Origin of the sequence: uncultured Intestinimonas sp., assembly GCF_944387245.1 — a bacterium.
Classification (GTDB): Bacteria; Bacillota; Clostridia; order Oscillospirales; family Oscillospiraceae; genus Intestinimonas.
Genome location: NZ_CALXEE010000115.1, coordinates 1 through 4,372, shown reverse-complemented (window position 1 = coordinate 4,372; position 4,372 = coordinate 1). Strand labels below are relative to the sequence as shown.

Annotated in this window: 6 protein-coding genes; 2 read left to right on the top strand and 4 right to left on the bottom strand. The window is 63.8% G+C overall.

The window, feature by feature from the left end; all coding sequences use genetic code 11:
- From Q0K15_RS10685 to Q0K15_RS10670, 4 genes are all read right to left on the bottom strand, one after another.
- Window positions 1-448 (bottom strand): PEP/pyruvate-binding domain-containing protein (locus Q0K15_RS10685; RefSeq protein ID WP_294515830.1); only part of this gene is annotated, 448 nt, incomplete at its 3' end.
- A gap of 101 nt (window positions 449-549) precedes the next feature.
- Entirely contained in the window at window positions 550-1,302 is a 753-nt protein-coding gene (locus tag Q0K15_RS10680; RefSeq protein ID WP_294515829.1) for a nitroreductase family protein, read from the bottom strand.
- Window positions 1,303-1,305: 3 nt separating this feature from the next.
- On the bottom strand, window positions 1,306-2,070 hold the full coding sequence (locus tag Q0K15_RS10675) for a 4Fe-4S binding protein (RefSeq protein WP_294515828.1): 765 nt from the start codon (window positions 2,068-2,070) through the stop codon (window positions 1,306-1,308).
- 52 nt (window positions 2,071-2,122) lie between these two features.
- Complete coding sequence (locus Q0K15_RS10670; RefSeq protein WP_294515827.1) at window positions 2,123-3,067, bottom strand: YitT family protein; 945 nt, start codon at window positions 3,065-3,067, stop codon at window positions 2,123-2,125.
- Between the two features lie 385 nt (window positions 3,068-3,452).
- On the opposite strand from Q0K15_RS10670, the gene Q0K15_RS10665 reads away from it, so the two are divergent.
- Window positions 3,453-3,641, top strand: coding sequence for a hypothetical protein (locus Q0K15_RS10665; RefSeq protein WP_294515826.1), 189 nt, complete (start codon window positions 3,453-3,455; stop codon window positions 3,639-3,641).
- On the top strand, window positions 3,634-4,326 hold the full coding sequence (gene tsaA / locus Q0K15_RS10660; RefSeq protein WP_294515825.1) for a tRNA (N6-threonylcarbamoyladenosine(37)-N6)-methyltransferase TrmO: 693 nt from the start codon (window positions 3,634-3,636) through the stop codon (window positions 4,324-4,326). The genes Q0K15_RS10665 and tsaA overlap by 8 nt, the downstream gene beginning before the upstream one ends.
- The last annotated feature ends 46 nt before the right edge of the window (window positions 4,327-4,372 follow it).

Here is a 4,372-nt window from a genome sequence, read left to right as displayed (position 1 = left end):
TCTTGGAGAGCTCCATGACCACGTCGGAAAACATCTGGATGAACCGGCGGTAGGAGTCGTAGGCGAAGCGGGGATTGCCGGTCTTGGCGGCAAAGCCCTCCACGGCCACATCATTGAGGCCCAGGTTGAGGATGGTATCCATCATGCCGGGCATGGAGGCGCGGGCACCGGAGCGGACGGACACCAGGAGAGGATTGGAGGTATCACCAAACTTCTTGCCGGTTTTCTCTTCCAGCTTGGCCAAATGCTCCATGATCTCGGCTTCGATCTCGGGCGCGATGGTACGGCCATCGTTGTAATACTGGGTGCAGGCCTCGGTGGTCACGGTGAAGCCCTGAGGCACAGGCATGCCCAGGTTAGACATCTCCGCCAGGTTGGCGCCCTTGCCGCCCAGCAGCTCACGCATGGAGCCGTTGCCCTCGGAGAAGTCATAGACAAATTTTGCCATTGGTTCGTCCTCCTTCTGAAGTTCAAAAGTCGATTTGGTATCGCTTTCCACAATTATACCATTCCGATAGAAAATTGCAACAAAACTTTCGCAAACTTTGTCTATTTCTCCGTGGTAGGCTCCGCCACCCGTTCCAGGTCCTGGAGATATTCCCCCACGGACCGGCTCATCTCCCGGGAAAAATCCGACTCGTACTTCCGCGCGCAGAAGGCGGAGAGGAAGCCCTCGAAGGTCTGGCCGCCGCACCGTTCCCGGAACATGGCCCGGAGCTGGTCCTCCCCCAGGCGGCGGTAGCCGTTTTCGTGGACGACGAAGGACTGGTCGAACCGCGCGGGCTTTTTCCGCTCCTTTTGCTGCTGGGTGGGCCAGCCCAGCACCAGCATGCAGGCGGGAAAGACCCAGGGGGGCAGCTGCAAAAGCCGGCGCTGCTCCTCGTACCGCTCCATGATATCCCCGATGTAACAGGAGCCCAGCCCCAGGCTCTGGGCGGCCACCACGGCGTTCTGGGCGGCGATGGCGGCGTCGGTGACGGCCAGCATCAGGTCGCCGGGGCCGGGACGGCGTGGGGAGAGCCCCGCCGCCCGGTAGGCGTCATACCAGCGGAGGCAGTCGGCACAGAACACCAGCACCACCGGGGCCTGGGCGATGAAGGGCTGGTGGTCACAGGTCTCGGCCAGGGCCTCCTTGAGGGCCGGGTCGGTGATGTCCAGGATGGTGTAGAGCTGTTGGCAGCCGGCGGTGGGGGCCTGGGCGGCGGCGGCCAGGATCTCCGCCTTCAGCTCCGCCGGCACCGGGCGGTCGGTAAAGGCCCGGACCGACTTGCGGTCGTAGAGGCTCTGAATGATCTCATTCATACCTTAAAAGAACACCTCCGGCTCCCGGCGCTGGGCGCACTTAGCCTCGAACATCCTGGCGGCGGCCTCGTAGGCCTCCCCCCGGTACTGCCGGGTCTGGGTGGGACAGAGGTAGATGCAGGCGCCGCAGGAGATGCACTTGCTCTCGTCGGTGACCAAGGGGGTCTCTTTGGGGATGGCCCCGGCGGGGCAGGCAGCGGCGCAGGCGTTGCACTTCATGCACCGGTCCCCGGCGGAGGGGTGGAAGGACACCTTTTTATGGGGGGGCAGGTCGTGGCTGCCCTTGATGGCGATGGGGGGATGGTCCCCGCCGGGGACATAGGTCTCCAGCACCGCCCGGCAGCGCCCGCCGAAGTCGGCCATGGCGGCCAGGTCGGCCTCGTCGGGGCGGCCGGCGGCCACGTGGTCAAAGATGGAGTGCCGGCCGATGAAGGCCCCGGCCGCCACCACGTGGAAGCCGTTGGCCTCCAGCAGGTCCTGAAGCTCGGTGAGGGCGTCGTCGTAGTCCCGGTTGCCGTACACCGCCACGGCGATGGCGGGGCCGCCGTGACCCTTCAGGTGTGCGGAGAGCTGTTCAAAGCAGTGCTGGGGGATGCGCCCGGCGTAGACCGGCATGGCCACCAGCACCGGCTCCTCCGCCGGTACGTCCAGGTCCTCGGTAAGGGGGCGGCCCAGCAGGTCCCGCTCCTGCAGCGGTCCGTCGTGGCCGGCAATGGCACGGGCGGTCTTTTTCGTGGTTCCGCGGGGGCTGAAGAAAATGGAGAGCATGATGGTTCCACCTTTCCGGTCTGGCGCACCAGACCTGTTCCTATGTATGGGTTTACGGCTCCGGCTCGGGCTCAGGCGCAGGTTCGGATTTGGGCGCCGGGACGGTGTCCTGGTTCATCTGAAAGACGTCGGCCACCTCGTGGATGGTGATATAGGCGGTGGGGTCGATCCGGTGGACCAGATCCTTCATGGGGATGATCTGGAAACGGTTGACCACCACGTAAATGAGGGTCCGGGGGGAGTTGGAGTAGAAGCCCTTGGCGTCCACGATGGTCATGCCGTGCTCAAAGGTCTCAGAGAGGGCCCGGCACACCTCCTCCTGGCGGACGGTGACGATAAAGACCCCCTTGGACCGGTCCAGGCCCTCCACAATAAAGTCCACCGTCTTGAGGGCGGCCATATAGGTGACGATGGAGTAGAGGGGAAGAATCCAGCTCTGGAGGACCACGCCGCAGACGATGTAGAGGGCGATGTTGTAGATCATTACGAAGGTCCCCACCGACAGTCCCAGGCGTTTTGCGAAGATGACCGCCATGACCTCGATGCCGTCCATGGCGCCGCCGTAGCGGATGGCCAGGCCGCTGCCCAGGCCGGAGATGAGGCCGCCGAAGAGGGCGCACAGCAGCAGGTCGGAGCCCGCCAGGGGCGAGGCCATGGTCACGTCCACGGGGAGCACATCGGTGATGAGCCACGCCCCCAGGGAGTAGATGGCCACCGTATACATGGCGTACACCGTAAAGACCGTCCCCTGCCGTCGCAGCCCGTAGAGGAAGAGGGGGGTGTTGAGGAGGAGGAGGAAGATGGAGAGGGTCCACGTCTCCGGGGTGAGCTGGGAGAGCAGCATGGAGGTCCCCGAGATACCGCTGTCATAGAGCTTGACGGGGGCGAGGAAGATGGTGACGCCGAAGGCGTTGATGAGCCCCGCAGCCGTCAAAAAGAGAAAATTGGCGGGTGAGAGTCCCCGCAGGTCCTGAATCCATTTGGGCAGTTTCCGCATATTTCACACTCCTATCTTGGTCTTGTATGGTTCCTGATGAAATAAGTATAGCATGCCGTCCGGGGAAAAGTCACGCGATTCCCGCGGTTTTGCATGATATGGAATTTTATCCTCCGCAGCGTCCCTTTTTCGTGCTAAAGACGGATTTTTTCCTATTCAATCTCCGAATTTTGTGATAGGATACTGGATGTAATTCCCGCTCAGAGAGCAGGCGAGACGATGACATGGTTCGGTGGTCCCTGTGGGCGGAACTGCCCTGCATCATCATGCTGATGTTCTCCTCCTATGGTCAAAGCCAGACGCCCACCCGCCGTCAGCGCGTGTATCAGGCTGCCTGCTGCCCAACAGCTTTTACTTCCCGATCAGCGTCCTCATGTGTTGGGTCATGGCGGCCTATCTCTTCTTCCTGATCCTGGAGGACAGGCTCTCCGGCATGGGCGTCCGCTTCCACCTGGACGGCTGCGGCGAAGACCGGCTCCAGGGCCATCACCTGGCCCGGCCCATGCCCGAGGAGCGTCTCATATTCTTCCCCGCTCAAACTCACCTACAAAAGGAGTCCCTCCGCAATGTCTGATACTCTGACGATGGCCCCTGTGGCCCATATCCGCAGCGACTTCCCCACCAAGTTCGGCATCCCCAGGCAGAGCGGCCTGGTGGAGTCCCTCCGGGCGGCGGTGGTCTTTGCCCCGGAATACCGCAATCCGGACGCCCTCCGCGGACTGGAGGGCTTTTCCCATCTGTGGCTGGTGTGGGTCTTTTCCCGCTCGGTGGGCGCCGGCTGGTCCCCCACCGTCCGTCCGCCCCGGCTGGGGGGCAACGAGCGCATGGGCGTCTTTGCCACCCGCTCCCCCTTCCGGCCCAACCCCATCGGCCTCTCCGCCGTGAAGCTGGAGGAGATCCGGCTCCACACCCCCGACGGTCCCCAGCTCATCGTCTCGGGGGCCGACCTCATGGACGGCACCCCCATCCTGGACATCAAGCCCTACCTCCCCTACGCCGACTGCCGCCCCGAGGCCCTGGGGGGCTTCGCCCCCACCGGCGGCGCGGAGCTGGAGGTGGACTGTCCGCCGGAGCTGCTGGAGCGGCTGCCGGAGGACAAGGCCCGTGCCCTGCTGGGGGTCCTCTCCCGTGACCCACGGCCCTCCTACCAGCACGACCCCGACCGGGTGTACGGCATGGACTTTGCCGGCCACAACGTCCGGTTTTCCGTGGCTGGAAACACCCTCACCGTCCTGTCCATCGAAGCTCTGAAGCCCTGAAAATACGCAAAAGGGGGCGCTCCCATCTCTGGGAGCGCCCCCTCAG